This window comes from Streptomyces shaanxiensis (genome assembly GCF_039537145.1).
Taxonomy (GTDB): Bacteria; Actinomycetota; Actinomycetes; order Streptomycetales; family Streptomycetaceae; genus Streptomyces; species Streptomyces shaanxiensis.
The window spans coordinates 399,138-415,255 of the sequence record NZ_BAAAZY010000024.1 but is presented as its reverse complement, the minus strand read 5'-3'; the positions used below and the strand labels follow the sequence as shown (position 1 = coordinate 415,255).

15 protein-coding genes are annotated in these 16,118 nt (G+C 72.9%); 8 read left to right on the top strand and 7 right to left on the bottom strand.

Annotated elements, in window-relative coordinates; all coding sequences use genetic code 11:
• Positions 1-201 carry a DUF5999 family protein gene (locus ABD932_RS36220; protein WP_345019597.1) on the bottom strand — a complete coding sequence of 67 codons (201 nt, stop codon included), beginning with the start codon at positions 199-201 and terminating at the stop codon, positions 1-3.
• Between the two features lie 160 nt (positions 202-361).
• Here ABD932_RS36220 and ABD932_RS36215 point away from each other — a divergent pair, with 160 nt between their 5' ends.
• A complete protein-coding gene (locus tag ABD932_RS36215) occupies positions 362-1,192 on the top strand; it encodes a pentapeptide repeat-containing protein (RefSeq protein WP_345019595.1) in 831 nt (276 codons plus the stop codon).
• Here ABD932_RS36215 and ABD932_RS36210 read toward each other — a convergent pair.
• Positions 1,154-2,668 carry a cytochrome P450 gene (locus ABD932_RS36210; protein WP_345019593.1) on the bottom strand — a complete coding sequence of 505 codons (1,515 nt, stop codon included), beginning with the start codon at positions 2,666-2,668 and terminating at the stop codon, positions 1,154-1,156. The genes ABD932_RS36215 and ABD932_RS36210 overlap by 39 nt on opposite strands.
• A 115-nt stretch (positions 2,669-2,783) precedes the next feature.
• Between ABD932_RS36210 and ABD932_RS36205 the strand changes: the two genes are divergently transcribed.
• A complete protein-coding gene (locus tag ABD932_RS36205) occupies positions 2,784-3,392 on the top strand; it encodes a TetR/AcrR family transcriptional regulator (RefSeq protein WP_345019591.1) in 609 nt (202 codons plus the stop codon).
• 95 nt (positions 3,393-3,487) lie between these two features.
• A complete protein-coding gene (locus tag ABD932_RS36200; protein ID WP_345019589.1) occupies positions 3,488-4,213 on the top strand; it encodes a DUF2470 domain-containing protein in 726 nt (241 codons plus the stop codon).
• Here ABD932_RS36200 and ABD932_RS36195 read toward each other — a convergent pair.
• From ABD932_RS36195 to ABD932_RS36185, 3 genes are all read right to left on the bottom strand, one after another.
• Positions 4,181-5,401 (bottom strand): lactonase family protein, encoded by a 1,221-nt coding sequence (locus ABD932_RS36195; RefSeq protein ID WP_345019587.1) that lies wholly within the window; start codon positions 5,399-5,401, stop codon positions 4,181-4,183. The genes ABD932_RS36200 and ABD932_RS36195 overlap by 33 nt on opposite strands.
• A 152-nt stretch (positions 5,402-5,553) precedes the next feature.
• Positions 5,554-6,612 carry a hypothetical protein gene (locus ABD932_RS36190; protein ID WP_345019585.1) on the bottom strand — a complete coding sequence of 353 codons (1,059 nt, stop codon included), beginning with the start codon at positions 6,610-6,612 and terminating at the stop codon, positions 5,554-5,556.
• Positions 6,613-6,656: 44 nt separating this feature from the next.
• Positions 6,657-7,910: an FUSC family protein gene (locus ABD932_RS36185; protein WP_345019583.1), complete on the bottom strand. Its 1,254-nt coding sequence runs from the start codon at positions 7,908-7,910 to the stop codon at positions 6,657-6,659.
• Positions 7,911-8,387: 477 nt separating this feature from the next.
• On the opposite strand from ABD932_RS36185, the gene ABD932_RS36180 reads away from it, so the two are divergent.
• Positions 8,388-8,525, top strand: a complete 138-nt coding sequence (locus ABD932_RS36180; protein WP_345019581.1) for a hypothetical protein — start codon at positions 8,388-8,390, stop codon at positions 8,523-8,525.
• Positions 8,526-8,538: 13 nt separating this feature from the next.
• On the opposite strand, the gene ABD932_RS36175 is transcribed toward ABD932_RS36180, so the two are convergent.
• On the bottom strand, positions 8,539-9,033 hold the full coding sequence (locus tag ABD932_RS36175; protein WP_345019580.1) for an FBP domain-containing protein: 495 nt from the start codon (positions 9,031-9,033) through the stop codon (positions 8,539-8,541).
• Positions 9,034-9,485: 452 nt separating this feature from the next.
• The gene (locus ABD932_RS36170) at positions 9,486-10,127 is read right to left on the bottom strand and encodes a PAS domain S-box protein (RefSeq protein WP_345019579.1); all 642 of its coding nucleotides are present in this window, start codon (positions 10,125-10,127) and stop codon (positions 9,486-9,488) included.
• A gap of 141 nt (positions 10,128-10,268) precedes the next feature.
• Here ABD932_RS36170 and ABD932_RS36165 point away from each other — a divergent pair, with 141 nt between their 5' ends.
• The 4 genes from ABD932_RS36165 to ABD932_RS36150 all read left to right on the top strand — a co-directional run bounded on the left by ABD932_RS36165 (position 10,269) and on the right by ABD932_RS36150 (position 16,090).
• Positions 10,269-13,448 carry a cytochrome P450 gene (locus tag ABD932_RS36165; protein ID WP_345019577.1) on the top strand — a complete coding sequence of 1,060 codons (3,180 nt, stop codon included), beginning with the start codon at positions 10,269-10,271 and terminating at the stop codon, positions 13,446-13,448.
• A gap of 25 nt (positions 13,449-13,473) precedes the next feature.
• Entirely contained in the window at positions 13,474-14,436 is a 963-nt protein-coding gene (locus ABD932_RS36160) for a phosphotransferase family protein (protein WP_345019575.1), read from the top strand.
• A gap of 56 nt (positions 14,437-14,492) precedes the next feature.
• Positions 14,493-15,785, top strand: coding sequence for an ROK family transcriptional regulator (locus ABD932_RS36155; protein ID WP_345019573.1), 1,293 nt, complete (start codon positions 14,493-14,495; stop codon positions 15,783-15,785).
• A 62-nt stretch (positions 15,786-15,847) separates the two neighbouring features.
• The gene (locus ABD932_RS36150; protein ID WP_345019571.1) at positions 15,848-16,090 is read left to right on the top strand and encodes a hypothetical protein; all 243 of its coding nucleotides are present in this window, start codon (positions 15,848-15,850) and stop codon (positions 16,088-16,090) included.
• The last annotated feature ends 28 nt before the right edge of the window (positions 16,091-16,118 follow it).

The window sequence follows — 16,118 nt, the reverse complement described above, 5'->3', positions numbered from 1 at the left end:
TCAGGCGGCCACGGCCAGGGCGCCGACGGTGCGGTGCGGGCCGACCACCCGCCCGTCCGGCAGCAGCTCACCGGTGTCGTCGAAGACGATGGTGCCGTTGCACAGCAGGCTCCAGCCCTGTTCGGGGTGGGCCGACGTGATCACGGCGGTCTGATGGTCCGGGCTGTCGGCGGTGGGGCACGGGGGCTGGTGGCTGCACATGACGTCTCCCTGGGGTTCGTTCGCGGGTCGGTGCTCCTGCTTTCGTCGGGTCGTATCCCAGTGGTAGCCGAGTTTGTTTTCCGTTGTATGAGAGGACCCCCACAGCGCCCAGAACTCATCGGTGAGTTTTCGTGGCAGGGCGGACATTAGGCTGGGGGGCATGCAAGATCACCCCGGCCACCTCACCGACCTGCGCGGAGACTGCGCGAACTGCTTCGGGCTGTGCTGTGTCGCGCTGCCCTTCACCGCCTCGGCGGACTTCGCGCTCGACAAGGACGCCGGGACGCCCTGCCGGAACCTCCAGGACGACCACCGCTGCGGCATCCACGCCCGGCTCCGGCAGAGCGGCTTCACGGGCTGCACGGTCTACGACTGCTTCGGCGCCGGACAGAAGGTCTCGCAGGTCACCTTCGCCGGGCAGGACTGGCGCACGGGCTCCCGCGCGCAGGCCCGGCGGATGTTCGACGTCTTCCCGGTCGTCCGCCAGCTCCACGAACTGCTCTGGTACCTGACCGAGGCGCTCACCCTGCCCGCCGCCCGTCCCCTGCACGCCGAGCTGCGCGCCCTCCTGGACAAGACCGAGGAGCTCACGCGGCAGGCTCCGGAGGACCTCGCGGCGCTGGATGTGGCCGCGCACCGGCAGGACGTCAACGTGCTCCTGCTCAAGACCAGCGAGCTGGCCCGGGCCGGAATGGGTGGCCGCAAGCAGAACCGCCGGGGCGCGGACCTGATCGGCGCCCGGCTGAAGGGCGCCGACCTGCGCGGCGCGAATCTGCGCGGTGCCTATCTCATCGCCGCCGACCTGTCCGGTGCCGACCTGCGTGGGGCGGACCTCATCGGCGCCGACCTGCGCGACACCGACCTCACGGACGCCGATCTGACGGGCGCCTTCTTCCTGACCCAGCCCCAGCTGAACGCGGCCCGCGGCAGCGCGGGCACCCGGCTGCCGGCGTCAGTCGGCCGCCCGGTGCACTGGACAGCGCAGCTCTGACGGCGCGTCCTCGACGGCGGGGGAGGGGACGGATGCCACAGGCGTGGCCCGCCGCTCCAGCCGCAGCCGCAACCCCTCCGGCATCAGCGTCAGCCGCTCCGTCACCCGCAGCCGATAGGCCGGGTCGCTCCGGAAGTCGTAGCGGCGCAGCAGCAGACCCAGCACCAGCGTGGCCTCGTGCAGCGCGAACTGGCGCCCGATGCAGGCCCGCGCCCCGGTCCCGAACGGCTTGAAGGTGTGCGGCGGACGGGTGCGTACGGCTTTCGGATCGAAGCGGTCCGGGTCGAACCGCTCGGCGTCCGCGCCCCACACCTCGGGATCGCGGTGCAGCATCGCCGTGAGCACCAGCGCCCAGGCGCCCCGCCGCATCGGGTGGGCCCCGCCGAGCACGGTCTCCTCGCGGGCCTCCCGGGCGAAGGCGGGCGCCGTCGGCCACAGCCGCAGTGACTCGTCGAGTATGCGGCGTACGTAGCGCAGCCGGGCCACCTGGTCGTAGCCGGGCACCGCGGTGTCGCCCCAGACGCCGTCCACCTCGGCGCGGGCGCGGGCCGCGACCTCCGGGTGGCGGGAAAGATAGTGCAGGGCGAACGAGAGGGCGCCCGAGGTCGTCTCGTGGCCGGCCACCAGGAAGGTGATCACCTGGCGTCGGACGTTCTGTGCGGAGAGCCGCTCGCCCGTCTCCGGATGGGCCGTCTCCAGCATGCGGTCCAGCAGGTCGCCGTCCCCCGGACCGCCCGCCGTACGGGCCCGGACCAGCTCGTCGACCGTGCGGTTCAGGTAGGCGATGTCGGCCTGGTTGCCGCGCGCGGCACGCCGGAGCAGGAACGGCCACGGCACGGTGTTGAGCCGCTGGGCGTAGGTGAGCGTGCCGACCATCGCCGACACGAAGGGATGCGGACGGGCACGCTCGAAGGAGCCGAAGTCGTGCCCGAAACCGGTGCGCGCGATGGTCTCCAGGGTCAGCTTGGTCATGTCGCCGGGCACGTCCACGGTCCGGCCCGCCGCCAGTTCGCGGTCCCAGTGGTCCATGAGCCGGTCGGCCACGGCCAGCATCATCGGGTGGTAGCCCGCCATGGCCTCCCGGCTGAAACCCGGGGCGAGGACGTCGTGCGCCAACTGCCAGTTCGGCTCGTGGTTGTACGCCGTGAACAGGCCGTCCCCGACGACCGGCCGCAGATTGGCGATGCCGAGCCCCACATGCTTGGCGAAGCGCGACTCGTCCGCCATGTCGGCCGCGAGTCCGGCGCCCCACAGGAACACGAACTCCCTGTTGAACGCCCTGCGCCGGACGATCGGCCCCAGCTCCCGGGCGTACCGCAGGGAGTCCTGCAGCGGCGTACGCCTGCTGGCTCCGAGTATGTCGCCGAGGAGCGGGAGCCGGTGCGGGGGATGCGGTATGCGGTGCAGCTCCGGCCAGCCCTGCTCCGCGCTGCGGAACCCCCTCGGGAGCCCGTTCCCGGTCGTCGTCTCCGCCATGACGCGATCTCCCTCGATCCGGCGACACCATGCGACGCAGCGCTATTTGTACGTGGGTTCAATAACGCGTTCAGTCTGGTCCCGCCGTTGAATCCACGTCAAGTAAAGTGCGGGCATGGCCGCGAACCAGGGCGAGCGCACCCGCCGCAGGCTCAGCACCGCGGAGCGACGTGAGCAACTGCTCGCGGTCGGGGCGCGGCTGTTCTCGGAGAGTCCGTACGACGACGTGTGGATCGAGCAGGTCGCCGAGATCGCCGGAGTCTCACGCGGGCTGCTCTACCACTACTTCCCGACCAAGCGGGACTTCTTCGCGGCCGTCGTCGAGCGGGAGAGCGAGCGCATGCTGCGGATGACGGCCGCGGTGCCCGGCGTCCCGGTGCGCGAGCAACTCGCCGCGGGTCTCGACGCGTATCTGGAGTACGTCCAGGCCCACGCCCACGGCTACCGCGCCTTCCATCGCGCCGACGCGGCCGGCGACCAGTCCGTGCGCAAGGTCTACCAACGCGCCCTGGCCGCGCAGGAGAAGCAGATCCTGGCGGCGATGGCGGCGGACCCCGAGTTCGGCCCCGTCTTCGAGGAGCGGCCGGACGTCCGGCTCGCCGTGCGGGGCTGGCTGGCGTTCACGACCGCCGTCTGTCTGGAGTGGCTGAGGGACGGCGAGCTCTCCCGCGAGCAGGTGCGCGACCTGTGCGCCCGCGCGCTGCTGGGCGTCATCGCTTCCTGAGTGCATCCCAAGAGATCGCACAGGATCGCCTGGTCCGGTTGGCGTGCGGCTCGATCTTCGATAGGTTAGGCAAGGCTTACCTAAGGAGGTATGGGATGGGTGACAGCCAAACCTGGGCGGCCGCGCCTTCCGCGGCGGAACGTGCCCGGTCGGTGCTTGCCGCCGCGTGGTCCTGCGCGGTGACCGCGGAGGGCTGCCGCGAAGAACTCGTCGGCGCGCACACCGTGACCGAGGACGGCCGCGTCCTGCTGGACGTCCCGGAGGACAGTGTGCTCGTCACGGCGGCGATCTGCGCACCCCGCGGAGAGCCGTCCGCCGTCCTGGAGTTCGCCGACGTCGCGCCCGTGCCGGTGCGGGGGCGGATCCGCGCCCGGCTCTGGCTGTCCGGCTGGTTCACCCCCGAGGAGGGCAGGCTCGCCTTCCAGGCGACGCGGGCGGTGCTGCGCCTGCCGTCCGGTGCCGTGGTCGTCGACCTCGACGAGTTCGCCGCCGCCGCGCCCGACCCGCTCGCCACCGCCGAGGCCCGGCTGCTCTCCCACCTCGCCGACTGCCATCCGGACGCCGTCGAGCGGCTCACCCGCCTCGTCGAGTCCGACAGCCTGCACGGCGCCGTGCGCGTTCAGCCCCTCGCCGTCGACCGGCACGGACTGACGCTGCGCATCGAGCGCGCCCGCGCCCAGGCAGACGTACGACTGGCCTTCCACCGGCCCGCCGACGACGTCGCACAGCTCACCGAGCGCATGCACGTCCTGCTCGCCCAGGCTAGCGCCGCCTCCTGCCCCCGCGCTCTACAGCGGCAGCGCACAGACGGCGACGGGTGACGCGAACGGCTCGCCCGCGAGCCGCAGTTCACCGTTGTCCTCGTCGACCTGGAAGACGCTGACGGTGCTCGACCGCTGGTTGGCCGCGAACAGCAGCGTGCCCTCCGGTGAGAGGGCGAGCTGCCGCGGGAAGTCCCCGGACACCGGCACCGTGTCGAGCAGCCGGAGCCGGGCGCCGTCCGCCTCCACCGCGTAGCGCGCGAGGCTGTTGTCGCCCCGGTTGGCGAGGTAGGCGTACCGGCCGTTCTTCGTCACCACGATCTGCGCGGGATAGCTGGTGCCCGGTCCCGTGCCCGTGGACTGCTTCTCGCCGATCGTCAGCCGGCCCGTGCCGGCGTCGTACGCGCACACCGCGACGGTGTTGTCGACCTCGTTGGCCAGGTAGGCGTACCGCCCGCCCGGGTGGAAGGTGAGATGACGCGGGCCCGCCCCCGGCTCGGTCTGCGCCCGCGCGACCTCGGTCAGCGTGCCCGCCTTCTGGTCGAGGCGGTAGGTGTACACGGTGTCCGTGCCCAGGTCGACGGCGAGGACGTGGCCGCCGTCGGGGCTCGTGACGAACTGGTGGGCGTGCGGGCCCTCCTGGCCCGGTCCCGGCGCCGGACTGGAGTGCGTGACCAGGTCGGCGCGCTCCCCGAGCGCGCCCGAGGAAGCGATGGGGTGCACGGCCACGCTGCCCGCGCCGTAGTTGGCGCTCAGCAGCCAGCGCCCGCTCGGATGCACCGACAGATGGCAGGGCGCCGCACCGCCGGTGTCGCGGCTCCCCAGAACCTTGCGGTCGGCGAGGCGGACGGCGGTCACGGCACCGTCCTCGCGCTCGTTGACCGCGTACAGAGTCCGGCCGTCGGGGTGCAGCGCCAGATACGACGGGTCGGCGACGCCGGTGATCGTCCCGGTGCCGGTGATGCGGCCCGTGACCGGGTCGTAGGTGGCGAGGCCGATGCCCGTGCCGCCGCCCTCGACGGAGGTGTAGGTGCCGAGGTAGAGGGGGCGCGGGCCGGAGGGCTTGCGGCTCTCGGACTGAGCGCTCGGACGCGCCTCGGGTGTCGTCGCGCCGGAGGTCGCTGTGTCCGCCGTGTCCGCCGGTGCGGGCGCGTCGTCGCACGCTGTGGCCGCCGGGACCGTCACGCCGGCGGCCGATCCCGCCAGGGTGCCGACGAATCGGCGCCTGCTCAGCCCACCACTGCCCATGTCCACACCTCAGGTCGTCGGTCGTCGTGGTCGCGACAGCAACCTTGGCGTGGATCACCCGCCGAGCGCAAGAAGAGCAACGGTCATTGCATATGGTGCAACGGTCTGGTGGTTTGGTTCGCGGGGGTTGTTCGGCGGGTGATGCCCCAGGACTACCAGTCGCCGTCCTCCACCGGCTTGCCCTGCGCGTCCTTGAGCGGCAGCACCTGGCCCGGCGTAGGCGCCTGCCAGGGCTCGTGGTCGTCGCCGAGCCAGTCGCCGACCGGCTTCACCGACTCCAGCGTGTCCGTGGGGGCGAGATCCTCGGCGTCCTGGTCGTAGTAGTCGAACCAGGGCAGCCCCGCGCGTGTGTACGCCGCCCGGTCCACCGGCGACGGCGGGGGAGCCTCACCGGTGATGCGGCGCCACTCCGGAGGCGTCACCAGGTGGACGAAGACCCGTCCGGCGGGGCGGTCCGCCCAGTCCGCGAGCGGGCGGTCGTCCTCGTAGACCTCCTGCCGCATCGAGCCGCCGACGCCCAGGCCCATCGCCGCGGCGGCCCGGGACCGCCGACCCGCCGGAGCTGCGGCCGGAGCCGGAACCGCGCCCTGGGGAGCCGGTGCCGCCATGGGCATCGCGGCACCGAAACCGCCCGACGGCGCGACGGCCCGCGCCAGCTCCGCCCGGCGCCGCTCCTGCGCACGCCACTCGGCCAGCCGGGGCTCCGCCAGCGGGAACGACTGCAGCTGAATGCCGCCCCAGACCTCCTCGCCCGTGACCTGGCCCTCGACGGTCGCGCCCAGCCCCAGCGGCACCGCCACGAACTGGCGGACCGTGCCCTTCCCGGAGTTGATGCCGTCCAGCCAGGGCTGGCGGGGCAATACGACGTAGTTCTGCGGCTTGCGGGACAGCCGGTCGCTCCACGGCTTCCCAGAGACGGCGCACACCTTGCCCACCCCGACCTGGAGTGCGGCGGGCTCCGTGGTCCCGCCGAAGCTGAGCCACATCGCTTCGCGCAGATACACCGGCAGCATCACACCGCCGCGCGCCCGCCACGCCTCGGGAACCGTGTCCGCGTAGTCCGCGACCCGCCGGACCGGGAACTCGCCGAGCCCCGGCGGCAGCGGATGCGTGCCCGACTCGGGCAGCCGCAGGGTACGGATGAACCGCACCGCCACACCGCCCGGCAGCCGCAGCGTGTTTCCGTCGATCCGTACGGTCGTGTCGGCCATCGGCGCGCTCCCTCGCATCAGGCGCCGGCCCCGTCCCGGCGTCCCTACCGAGAACGCTCGGTGATGCCGGTGCGGTTCCGCCACAGCTGCTCCTGAACGCCCATGCGCTCGCGCAGCCGGGTCAGGCGCGGCATCCGCACCCGCTGCTCCTGCGACACCCGGTCCAGCTCCTCCAGCAGGCGACGCGAGCGGTGCTCGGTGTCGAGCTCGTCGAGGATGCGGTTCACCTCGGTCAGGAATGCGCCGTGCAACTGCCAGTGCCCACTCTCGCGCTCGGCCTCCTCGCGCAGCAGCAGGGCGAGCTTGTCGCGGGTGCCCACGGCCGTGCGCAACTCCGCGGACAGTCGGGACTCGGCCGCGTCGGCGTTGCTGCTGACGTGCGTGGTGACCAGCACCGAGAAGCTGACGACCGCGTCGGCGATCTCGGACAGCAGCTGCTCCACGACGACGCCCGTCTCCTTCGCGAACAGCGGCTCGGGCTCGCGTTCCTTCGCGAGGTCGGTGAGGGTGCGGGCGAGCACCCGCAGGACGACCGTGCAGATCTCCAGCGTGTCCAGTCCGGTGCGCAGCACCACCCGGTGCAGCAGGCTGTCGCGCACGCGCGGATTGAGCCGCAGGCTGTCCTCGGCCTGCTTGAGCGCCGCGTCCACCTCGACGATGTCGTGGTCGAGCCGGCGCGCCTCGTGCAGCCGTGCCGCGGCCTGCTCGAAGGGCTGGCGTCCAGCGGCTTCCTCGCCGATACGCAGCATCAACTGCCGCAGCCGGCGGGCCAGTCCCTCCAGCGACTCACCGGCCTCCTCCACCCACACCGGCGGCGCGAGGAGCAGATTGAAGCCGAGCCCGACCACCGCGCCGATCAGTGTCTCCAGGATCCGCGCCCATGCCGTGTCCCCGACGGTCGTGACGCCGAGGACCAGCATCGCGCTGATCGCCACCTCGGGCACGTACTCGTCGACCCGCACCAGATGCCCGACCACCAGCGAGGCCACGATCAGCAGCGCCAGGCTCCACCAGGTCAGACCCACCAGGAGGCTGAAGGCGATGGCGACCAGCACGCCGGCCACCACGGAGTTCACCCGGCGGATGCCGTTGGTGAGCGTGGCGTACAGCGTGACCTGGACGACCAGCAGCGCGGTCAGGGGCGCGGTCAGCGGCGCGGCCTCCGGGCTCAGGCGCAGCGCGATGACGTAGGCGATCGTCGCCGCGGCCGCCGACCGCAGCGTCTGGACCACCACGGGATCCCGGCGCAGCTTCGCGAGCCGCTCCTGGAACGCCGTCCCCTCACGTACGTCTGGCATCCTCGGGCCGTTCCCTTTCCACTGTCACAGATGCTGCCGACACACCGCTTGCGGACCGTAACAGTCCGCAAGGCACCCCAGAGTGATCGCAGCGGCCGGAGTACGGCAAGGGGGCGGGCTGGTGATCGTGGACACCCGCGCGAGGCCGGGTGGTTCATCGGTCCGGGACTGCGGGTCGGATCGGTCCCGGACTGAGGAAAACCCCCGCCGCCACCCCGAGGTTGTCCGCCTCCGGGGACGGAGGACCGCCGGATGGCCCCCGCCCGCCTCGGAGCGCAAGTCTTGGATCATGAAACGGCATAGACGGTATTAGCCCTGACCCTGTTCATCATCCTCGCCGCCCTGACGACCAGCATCCCGGCAGCGGCGACACCGGCCGGCACCACCACGGTCGTCGAGGCGCTCGACCGCGCCGCCCACCCGCTGCGGTCCGTCGAGCCGGGCGGCAGCACCGGCGATCTGCGCCCCCTTGACCGGATGACCGGGCAGGCCCGGCCGACGCGCAGTATCGGCACCGCCTACCCGGACGGCCCGCACGACATCGCGCTCGCCCGCAGCCACGACGTCCTGATCCATCTGCACCAGGTGGAGGCGTCCGGGCTGCGGGACCTGTGAGGGGCGCCCGCCCTCAGACGTACAGCTTGTCGACGAAGGCGGCCAGATTGCCCGCGGTCCGGGCGATCTGCTCCTCCAGCGTCAGGCTCTCCTCGAAGCGGGTCCCGGACTCCAGGGACTTCTTGCCGCGGACATACAGCGAACACGCGAGGTCGGTGCACATGTACACGCCGACCGAGTTGCCCTCGCGGCCCGCCACGCCCGCCTTGCGTGCCGTCATCAGGGAAACGCCGCCGCCAGGATGCGTCGTCAGACACAGGGAGCACATGCTGCGGTGCAGGAAGCCGCGCTGCGAGGACGGGAAGCGGAGGGTGACGCCCACCGGGCGCCCCTTCCGCTCGGTGACCAGATAGCTGCGGTCGGGCGCGCCCGGATCCCGCCAGCCGAGGAAGTCGAGGTCGTCCCAAGGGCGTTCGTCGAGATCACGCGGTACGGACAGGCGCTTGGCCTCCCCCTTCGAGCAGTTGATGAAGGAGTTGCGGATGTCCTGCTCGGTGAGCGACTTCATGGGGGTCTCCAGGGGCTGATGGGCGTCGATCCGTGAAACCTAGAGGCACTAGGTTAAGAGCTAGGGTAGGCAGCCAGTTGAGGGGGAGCCAGCGAATTTCGGCCTTGCCGGGGCGCCGCGGGCCCGGGCGGCGCCGCGGCATGTCGCGGCCTCTTCCGAAGGGGCGGCCAGCCGGATCTTCGGCGGTGCGTACGACGACGCTGCCGCGCACCAGCGGCCGCCGGCATACGTCTCGTCGCGGCCGCCGAGGCGGACGAGCAGGGCGCTGCGCTGGAGGTGCCCTGTGCCGTCATTCGGCTGCGGCACCATCGTGGCTGGTCGCGCGGTTCCCCGCGCCCCTTCAGGGCGCTGCCGAACCGGCGTGCGCTTCGCCCGGCCTGTCGACCCGCGCGGCGCCGGGAACGCCACACGTGGGCCTTCCGGTTCGGCGCGCCGGTGGGCCAGGGAGTGGCCTACTCCGCTTCCGCAACCGTTGGCGTCGGCGGCCACACCCCGGGGGCGAGCACCCCCAGCGCATAGGCACGGGCGACCAGTTCCGTACGGTTCGCCGCGCCCCACCGGGCCGACAGGCGCCGCAGGTGGTAGTTCACGCCGTCCACCGTGAGGCCGGCCTCATGGGCGGCCCGCGCGGTGGTGGCGCCCCCGGCGAGCAGGGCCAGGATGCGCGCCTCCTTCGGCGAGGCCTGCACGGGCCTGCGTTCCCGGGCCTCGCGCTCGCCCAGGACCCGGAGCATCACCAGCAGCGCCGGCGTCTCCTCCACGGTGTCGCTCACCGGGTCCGCCGTCAGCTCCCCGTACCGCTCCGCACCGTCGGGCGCCTGCCAGCGCACCGACACCTGGTACCGCGAGCGGTGCCGCAGCCGCAGCGCCTCGGCGATCCGCTCCACCTGGGTCGCCTCCTGCGGCCGGAACAGCTCCAGCACGTCCCGGCCGCGCAACCGCCCCGGGGTCGTACCGCACTCCGCCGCCATCGCGGGATTGGCCAGCTGGACCGCGCCGTACACATCACAGACCGCGACCGGCACCGAGACACGGTCGAAGACCAGCAGGGCGCGGTTGCGCCACACCACGGCCTCCGGGCGGGACCAGTCCACCAGCACCTCCGGTCACTCGACGCAAGAGCGACGTACCTCCATGCACTACACAATCATGTAGTGCCGGGGTGCGGGCGGCCGGGGCAGGTCGATCACGCTGGATCGCAGTTCTCCCGTACCGCGAAAGGCAGTTGTCGCGCCATGCCCCCCACCGCGCCGCACCCGCAGACCACCGACACCCGCCCCGACGTCCCCGTCGTCGACATCACCGCCGTCGGCCCCGGCCGCACCCCGATCCAGCAGGTCATGGAGCTGATGCGGGAGCACGGGCCGGTACTCGTGCGGCGGCTGCACGGGCGGGACGTCCTGTTCACCGCCGACCTGGACCTGGTGGCCGACCTCGCCGACGAGAAGCGGTTCGCCAAGCACGTCGGGCCCGCCCTGGAGAACGTGCGCGAGTTCGCCGCCGACGGCCTGTTCACGGCGTACAACGACGAACCGAACTGGGCCAAGGCGCACGACATCCTCATGCCCGCCTTCGCGCTCGGCTCGATGCGCACCTACCACCCCGTGATGCTGAAGGTGGCCCGGCGGCTCATCGCGTCCTGGGACCGCGACGCCCGCGCCGGACAGCCGGTCAACGTCCCCGACGACATGACCCGCATGACCCTCGACACCATCGGCCTCGCCGGCTTCGGCTACGACTTCGGCTCCTTCGAGCGGGCCGAGCCCCACCCCTTCGTCGAGGCGATGGTCCGCTGCCTGGAGTGGAGCATGTACCGCCTGGCCCGTGTCCCGGGCGAGGACCACTCGGCGGCCGACTCGGCCTTCCGGGACGACTCCGCCTACCTCGCCCAGGTCGTCGACGACGTCATCGCCTCCCGGGCGGGCACCGACCAGCGCGACGCCGACGATCTGCTCGGGCTCATGCTCAGCGCCGAGCACCCTGCCGACGGCACCACCCTCGACGCCGCCAACATCCGCAACCAGGTCATCACCTTCCTGATCGCCGGCCACGAGACGACCTCCGGCGCGATGTCCTTCGCGCTGTACTACCTCGCCAAGCACCCGACCGCACTCCAGTTGGTCCAGCGAGAGGTCGACGAGCTGTGGGGCGAGCAGGCCGACCCCGAGCCGACGTACGACGAGGTCGGCAAGCTGACCTACACCCGCCAGGTCCTCAACGAGGCACTGCGGCTGTGGCCCACGGCCGCCGCCTTCAGCCGCCACGCCCTGGAGGACACCATGCTGGGCGGGCGTGTCCCGCTGCGCGCCGGGCAGTCCGTCACCGTGCTCGCGCCGATGCTGCACCGACAGCCGGTCTGGGGCGACAACCCCGAGCTGTTCGACCCCACCCGCTTCACGCCGGAGGCCGAGGCGGCCCGCTCGGTGCACGCCTTCAAGCCCTTCGGTACCGGTGAACGCGCCTGCATCGGGCGGCAGTTCGCGCTGCACGAGGCGACCATGCTGCTGGCGATGCTGGTCCACCGCTACCGGCTGCGCGACCACGCGGACTACCGCCTCAGCATCAAGGAGACCCTCACCCTCAAGCCCGACGGCTTCACCCTCACCCTGGCCCCGCGCACCCCCGCCGACCGGCGGCACACCCCGCTGCCCGGCGCCGCCCCCGCGACCACGGAAGCCGTGACCGACACGGCCGCCCTGCCCGCCCGCGTCCGCCCCGGCACCAGCGCCCTGTTCCTGCACGGCAGCAACTACGGAACCTGCCGCGACTTCGCCGCCCAGCTCGCCCACGAGGCCGCCGCGATCGGCTGCGAGACACAGGTCGCGCCTCTCGACGCCTACGTCGGCGGCCTGCCCACCGACCGCCCGGTCGTGATCACCGCCGCCTCCTACAACGGCCGCCCCACCGACGACGCCACCGCCTTCGCCGCCTGGCTGGAGGAGGCGGACGACGCGACGGACGTCACCTACGCCGTCCTGGGCGTCGGCGACCGCAACTGGGCCGCCACCTACCAGCACGTCCCGACCCGCTTCGACGACCGTCTCGCCGAACTCGGCGCCACCCGCCTACTCGACCGGGCCGCCGCCGACGCCTCCGGCGACCTGACCGGCGCGGTACGGGACTTCACGGCCCGGCTCCGCACGGCCCTCCTGGAGCGGTACGGCGACCCGGACGCGCGAGCCGTCGACGGGATCGACGAGCCCACGGCGGCCTACGAGGTCCGCACCCTGACCGGAGGCCCCCTGGACGCCCTCGCCGAACGGCACGGGCACGTCCCCATGACGGTGGCCGAGGCGCACGACCTCACCGCCCCCGGCTACCCGCGCCGCAAACGCCTCGTCCGCGTCGCCCTGCCCGACGGCGTCACCTACCGCACCGCCGACCACCTCACCGTCCTGCCCGCCAACGCCCCCGACCTCGTCGACCGTGCCGCCGCCGCACTCGCCGTGGACCTCGACACCGTCCTGGACATCCGCGCCACCCGCCCACGCCGCGACGGCCTCGCGGTGGACCGACCCTTGACGGTACGTCAACTCCTCACGCACCTCGTCGAATTGCAGGAGCGTCCGAGCGCGGCCCAGCTCTCCGTCCTCGCAGCCGCCAACCCCTGCCCGCCGGAGCGCATGGCGCTGGCGAACCTGACCGACGACCCGCGCACCCTGGTCGAGGTGATCGAGGACTTCCCGGCGCTGCGCGGCGCCCTGGACTGGCCGACGCTTCTCGACCTGCTCACCCCGCTGCGCCCCCGCCACTACTCGATCTCCTCCTCGCCGGCGGCCGACCCCGGCCACGCGGACCTGATGATCTCCCTGCTCCAGGCCCCCGCACGCTCCGGCAAGGGCACCTACCGGGGCACCGGATCCGGATACCTCACCGCCGTCGAGCCCGGCGACACGGTGTACGCCCGCGTCCAGCCGTGCCGGGAGGTCTTCCGGATCGACGGCTCGACCCCGGTCGTCATGGTCGCGGCGGGCACGGGCCTCGCCCCCTTCCGCGGCGCGATCGCCGACCGTACGGCCGCCCTCGCGGCCGGCGCCGAACTCGCCCCCGCCCTCTGCTACTTCGGCTGCGACGCCCCCGACGCCGACTTCCTGCACGCCGAGGAACTGCACGCCGCCGAGGCCGCCGGTGCCGTCTCGCTCCGCCCGGCCTTCAGCGCCGCTCCGAAAGACGGGGTGACCTTCGTGCAGCACCGCATCGCCGCCGAGGCCGACGAGGTCTGGGAACTGCTCGGCGCGGGCGCCCGCGTATACGTCTGCGGGGACGGCTCGCGAATGGCGCCGGGTGTGCGGGAGGCGTTCCGTACGCTGTACCGGGAGCGCACGCCGGGCGCCGACGAAGCGGTGGCCGGGCGGTGGCTCGACGGGCTGATCGCGGACGGGCGCTACGTCGAGGACGTGTACGCGGCCGGCTGACCGACAGGGGAGGGGTGGGCGCACGGTGGTGGACTCCTGGGAACGGGCCAGGCAGGTCCTGGACGCGGCGGGCATAGCGCCGGGACACCTCGCCCACCTGCGCCCGCTGTCCGGGGGCACCTACAACACGGTCGAGGAACTGCTCCTCACCGACGGCCGCCGGTACGTGCTCAAGGTGCCGCCCCCGTCGACCGTCCCGGGCCTGACCCACGAGAGCGATCTCCTGGTGTCCGAGGCGGAGTTCTACCGCGCGGCTGCGCAGGCGGACGTACGGACCCCGCACGTCGTGGCCATCGGCGGCCACCTGCTGATGACCGCCTGCCCGGGCGAACCCTGGAACGGCTCGCTCACCGCCGGCGAACAGACGGCCCTGCGCACGGAGCTGGGCCGCCAGGTCGCCCGCCTGCACACCATCACCGGGCCGGGCTTCGGCTATCCGTCCGGCGCCCTCGGCCCGCTCGCCCCCGACTGGCGCACGGCGTTCACCGGAATGCTCGACGCCGTCCTGGACGACGCCCGCCGCTACGGCGCCCGGCTGCCACGCCCCGCGGACGACGTCGCCCGCACGCTCCGGACCGGCTACGACGCGCTGGACGAGGTCACCGTTCCGCGTCTGGTCCACTTCGACCTGTGGCAGGGCAACATCCTGGTGGACCGTGCGTCGGGACAGGCCCGGATCGGCGGCCTCATCGACGGGGAGCGCATGTTCTGGGGCGACCCCCTGGCCGACTTCGTCTCCCTGGCGCTGCTCGGGGACATCAAGACGGACGAGGCGTTCCTGGCGGGCTACCGGGAGGCCGGAGGGCGGACCGACTTCGACGCACCGGCCCGCCTGCGCCTGGCCCTCTACCGCAGCTACCTCTACCTGATCATGCTCACCGAGACGGTCCCGCGCGCGGCCGACGCCGCACAGGAGCGCCGGGTGCAGGAGACGGTAGCGCCGCAGCTGGTGGCGGGGCTGGCCGAGATCGAGGACCTCAGGTCGTAGGTCACAATGGGGACGGTTCGAACGGGGTGGAACAGGGCTGGTCCGAAGGGAGCCGCATGGCGGGGCGGAACGGGCGCACGGTACGGGACCTCAGACGGGGCAACCGCACGGCCGTGCTGCAGCGCCTCTACTTCGACGGCCCCCTCAGCCGTTTCGAACTCGGCCCGGCGACCGGGCTCAGCTCCGGCTCCGTCAGCAACGTCGTCGCCGAGCTGATCGCCGACGGCCTGGTCGAGGAGGCCGGCAGCGTCGACTCCGACGGCGGCCGCCCGCGCATCCTGCTGCGCGTGGCTCCCGGCAGCGGCCACATGGTCGGCGTCGACGTCGGTGAGACCCGGGTGCGGATCGGGCTGTTCGACCTGACGCTCACCGAACTCGCCCGCGCCGAACGGCCCTTGGCGCAGGCGCGGTACGAGGTGGACGGCATCGTCGGCCATGTGCGCGACGGCGTCGCCGAGGTCCTCGAGGGCGCCGGCATCGGACCCGAGCGGCTTCTCGGCGTCGGGATCGGTGTCCCCGGGATAGTCGAACACACGCCGCGGACCGGTGCCGTGGTGCACGGGCAGACGATCGGCTGGGACGCGGTGCCGCTGGAGCGGCTCCTGCGCGACGGTTCCCGACTCCCGGACGACGTCCCGTACTTCATCGACAACGGCGCCAGGACCCTCGGCCAGGCCGAGATGTGGTTCGGGGGCGGACGCGGCGCCCGCAGCGCGATCGTCGTGCTCTTCGGCTCCGGCGTCGGCGCCTGTCTGGTCGCTCCCGAGGTGGAGCAGGGGCGGGCAGTCGAGTGGGGCCATCTGACGGTACGGGTCAGGGGGCGCCGCTGCCGGTGCGGTGCGCTCGGCTGCCTGGAGGCCTACGCGGGCGCGGAGGCGCTGCTGGAACGCTGGCGTGAGGAGGGCGGCGGGAGCGTGCCGGAGGATGCCGACGAGGAGACCGCGCTGGCGGCGATGCTGGCCGGCGCGTATCCGGCCGAGGGCGAGGCGGCCGACTCGGGGGCGCTCGCCGTACTGGAGGAGACGGCAGAGTACGTGGGCGCCGGCCTGTCCGACCTGATCAACCTCTTCCAGCCCGAGCGCATCCTGATCGGCGGCTGGGCGGGTCTCCAGCTCGGCACCCGGTTCCTGCCCGCCGTACGCCGGCACGCGGCCGCGTACGCCCTGCGGCATCCGGCCCGGAAGGTCACCGTGGACCTGGGCCGGCTCGGCCCGGACGCGGTCACCGTCGGCGCCGCGATCCTGCCGCTGGCCGACTTCTTCGCGCGCGGCGGCCGACGTGCCGAGCCGGCGCCCGAGGACCCGGCCTCCGCTCGGGACGACTCCCTCGCCGAGCGGGTGGCGCCCTGACGTTTCGCCGGTGTGCCAGGCGGTACTCGCGGGACGCTCGGACGATGCCAGGGAGGTGCACCATGGCCGACAACGGTCGCGAGGCGCCCGACCGGACCGGCGAGCCGGTACCGCGGGACCTGCCGGACCAGCAGGCGGACACGGGCGAGGACCCGTGGGAGGTGCCCGTCGAGCCGGTGGACGACACCACCGAAGCCGACGACGTCCCCGACACGGACGAGGCGGGCACGGGCCGGCACGGCGCTCCGCAGCAGTCGGGCACGGCCCCTTCCGAAGATCCGGCACCTCAGGAGCCGTCCGGCTGAGCGACGTCCACCCGGTGAGAGTCCGCTC